The sequence below is a fragment of the Mesotoga sp. genome (assembly GCF_035363035.1).
Taxonomy (GTDB): domain Bacteria; phylum Thermotogota; class Thermotogae; order Petrotogales; family Kosmotogaceae; genus Mesotoga.
Map to the genome: position 1 here is coordinate 1 of NZ_DAOSEH010000136.1, position 3,641 is coordinate 3,641.

Genomic DNA, 3,641 nt, shown 5'->3' on the forward strand with positions numbered 1-3,641 from the left:
AACCTCGATGCAGAGATGATAGCCGTTCAGGCAATGACTATCGCAAGTGAGATATGCATATACACCAACTCTAATTTCACAGTGGAAACTCTCGGGGGTGAAGGTAAGTGACGAGAGAGGAACTCGACCTCCTTACACCGCGAAAGATAGTAGAAGAGCTGGACAAATACATAGTAGGACAACAAATGGCCAAGAGGGCCGTGGCAGTCGCCATGCGCAACAGAATACGTCGTCAGCGATTGCCAGAAGAGATGAAGAAAGACGTCATACCCAAAAACATACTTATGATGGGCCCTACCGGAGTTGGAAAGACCGAAATAGCAAGAAGGCTGGCCGAGCTAACTGGATCGCCCTTTGTCAAGGTCGAAGCCACAAGATTCACCGAAGTGGGATATGTGGGTAAAAACGTTGAATCGATAATACGCGAACTGGTCGATGTCGGTATAAACATGGTGAAACAGGAAAAGATACAGGAAGTCGAGGGGAAAGCCTCTTTCCAGGTAGAAGAGAGAATACTGGAATCTCTGGTGCCCGGAGGTCAGCCTAAGGCCAACGGCCCGAAAAATATCTTCGAGCTTTTCCAGGGCGCACAGCAGAATAGACCCAGTCAGGAAGAGATCGAAAGAATAAGAAACAGGAGAGATGAGTACAGAGAGCGTCTTCGCTCCGGTGATCTTGAAGACCTGGATATAGAGATCGAACTGGAGGACCACAGTCAGCCAATGATAATGATACCGGGCATGGAGGACATGGGTATAGATATGTCGGGTGTCCTGGGAGGCATGGTCCCAAAGAAAGTGAAGAGGAAGAAGATGAGGATAGGCGATGCGAGAAGGGCCTTGCTCCCGGTTGAGTCGGAAAAGCTGTTGGACATGGACAAAGTTGTGTCCGAGGCGATAGAGAGGGTTCAGAACCGCGGTATAGTCTTCATAGACGAGATAGACAAGATCTCTTTCAGAAGTGGTAGCCATGGCCCAGATGTATCAAGGGAAGGTGTCCAGAGAGATCTTCTCCCGATAATAGAGGGTACGACCGTTACGACCAAATACGGTCAGGTCAGGACGGACTACATACTCTTCATCGCTGCCGGAGCCTTCCACATGTCTAAACCCTCGGATCTGATCCCCGAGTTCCAGGGAAGGTTCCCCATAAGGGTAGAACTGAGCCCTCTGACAGAGGAGGACTTCTTGAGAATACTTACCGAGCCCAAGAATGCTATAACCAGACAGTACGCGGCACTCCTCGATACTGAAGGTGTGAAGATCACTTTTAACGAGGACGGTTTGAAAGAGCTGGCGAGAGTCTCGCACAACCTAAACGAGAGGATAGAAAACATAGGCGCAAGAAGGCTGTATACGGTCGTCGAGAAGGTCCTTGAAGAGGTTTCCTTCCAGGCTCCCGAGATTGCGGCCGATATAGTCATCGACAGGAATTACGTCGATTCCAAAATCGGCAGTATAGCAGCCGATGAAGATCTCAGCGCATTCATACTGTGATTTAAAATGGACAGGATAGAGTATGCGGCCATTGCCCTTTCGGGAGATCTCACGGTAGAGCAGATGCGGATTTTATGCGAGGAAGGCTATTCATCGACTTCTATAATGTTCTCAGAAGCGCCGCTCAACCCGGTTGCCCTGAAACGTATAAGAAGAACCTTCGCAGAGACTGTGAAGGTTCTTTCTTCTCATGCGACCTTTCTGGTATATAAAGACGAAGAGTATCCAGATAACCTGAGAAATCTTTACGACCCACCGCCTGTTATCTTCTACCACGGAGACAAAGAAATGCTCAAGAACGAATCCATGCTGGCGGTCGTTGGCTCCAGAAAGGCCGATGGCTACGGTTTGAGAGTCGCCAGAGATTTTTCCAGATCGCTCTCGGCTTCAAAAGTGGCTATCGTAAGCGGTCTGGCTGTCGGCATAGATGCCCAGGCACATGAAGGCGCCCTGGAGGCTGGTGGTGTTACGATAGGAGTACAGGGTACCGGGATAGACATTGCCTATCCAGCATCCAATAGAACCCTGATAGATAAGGTACGCACCAGTGGCTGTATCGTATCGGAGTTCCTGCCGGGAACGCCTCCGCTAAAGCAGAATTTCCCCAGACGGAACAGGATCATCGCCGGTCTCTCAAAGGCCGTTTTCGTAGTTCAGGCCGGACTGAGGAGTGGCTCACTCATTACTGCCCGCCTGGCCCTGGAAAACGGGAGAGATGTCTTCGCACTGCCGGGAGATATCTATAGAGAGAATTCGAGGGGCACCAACTGGCTTCTCAAGAACGGCGCGAAGTTGATCACCGAATACGAAGATATACTCGAGGAGTTTCCCTGGCTCGCTAGAGAAGAACGAAGGGAAAGTGAAAATCGAAAGATCGACTCGCCCGTTTACAGGTGTTTGGGAAACGGTCCGATGACTTTCGGAGAGATCCTTCTAGCTAGCGGGAAGTCAAGCAACGAACTGATGGTGGAGCTGACTCAGCTTCAGCTTGAAGGGCATGTTTACGAAGAGAATGGACGCTGGAGCAGAAGCTGTAACCTCTGAATGGTCGGTTAATGTGGTGGTATAATCGTTTTGAACAGCACTTAAACAAAAGAATTGGAGGGAGCGTAAATGCCGTACGTTAACACAAAGGATATTCTTGATAAGGCGAACAAAGGTTACTATGCCGTGCCGGCACTCAATATCAACAACCTTGAATTTCTTCAGGCCATCATAGAGGCCGGGGTAGAAGAGAACTCCCCGATAATAATAGAGACATCTGAAGGAGCAATAAAGTACGCAGGTGATGGCGATATCCAGCGTGGAGCCGGCCTTTTCGTTTCAATGGTGAGAGCCTTCGCAGACAATATAGATATCCCGGTATCTCTGCATGTCGATCACGGCAAGAGTTTCAAAATACTTATGGCGGCTATCAAGGCAGGCTACTCATCGATAATGATAGACGCTTCCGAACATCCGTTCGAGAAAAATATAGAAGAAACGAAAAAGATGGTCGAGATAGCCCACAGTGTAGGGGTATCCGTGGAAGCCGAACTTGGAAGACTCGTGGGAATAGAAGACAACGTGATGGTCGAATCGCACGAAGCTGCACTGGTTGACCCGGACGAGGCGAAGCAGTTCGTTGAAGAGACCGGAGTGGATTTCCTCGCTCCCGCGATAGGCACTAGCCATGGAGCTTTCAAGTTCAAGGGAGAAGCAAAACTGGATTTCGATAGACTCAAAAAAGTCAAAGAACTCACCGGGCTTCCGCTGGTCCTTCATGGTGCCTCCAGCGTTCCCGAAGAGGTCAAGAAGCTCGCCGAAAAGTATGGAGCCGATTTCAGGGGAGCCAAGGGTGTGCCTTCGGACATCCTTACAGAGTCGATCAAGTACGGTATAAACAAAGTCAATACAGATACAGATCTCAGGATGGCCTTCATTGCCTCTTTGAGGGAGTACCTGGCCAACAATCCCGGAGAGTTCGATCCGAGAAAATACTTCAAGACACCGAAGGAGCTGGTAAAGAACATAATCAGGGAAAGACTTAGACTTCTTGGCTGTTCGAACAAAGCATAGATGGAGGTGTCTGGATGAAGATTCTTGTTATAAACTGCGGTTCTTCTTCTATCAAGTACCAGTTGCTTGATGCCGACAGTGAGAGTG

Annotated in this window: 4 protein-coding genes; all 4 read left to right on the top strand. The window is 49.3% G+C overall.

Annotated features, from left to right (window positions below; translation table 11 throughout):
* Nucleotides 1-107: 107 nt before the first annotated feature.
* On the top strand, nucleotides 108-1,496 hold the full coding sequence (gene hslU, locus PKX57_RS11555; protein ID WP_213919699.1) for an ATP-dependent protease ATPase subunit HslU: 1,389 nt from the start codon (nucleotides 108-110) through the stop codon (nucleotides 1,494-1,496).
* 6 nt (nucleotides 1,497-1,502) lie between these two features.
* Entirely contained in the window at nucleotides 1,503-2,540 is a 1,038-nt protein-coding gene (dprA, locus tag PKX57_RS11560) for a DNA-processing protein DprA (protein WP_213919698.1), read from the top strand.
* 69 nt (nucleotides 2,541-2,609) lie between these two features.
* Nucleotides 2,610-3,554 carry a class II fructose-1,6-bisphosphate aldolase gene (fba, locus tag PKX57_RS11565; protein WP_213919697.1) on the top strand — a complete coding sequence of 315 codons (945 nt, stop codon included), beginning with the start codon at nucleotides 2,610-2,612 and terminating at the stop codon, nucleotides 3,552-3,554.
* A 14-nt stretch (nucleotides 3,555-3,568) separates the two neighbouring features.
* A partial coding sequence (locus tag PKX57_RS11570; protein WP_472417465.1) for a hypothetical protein occupies nucleotides 3,569-3,641 on the top strand: 73 nt, incomplete at its 3' end.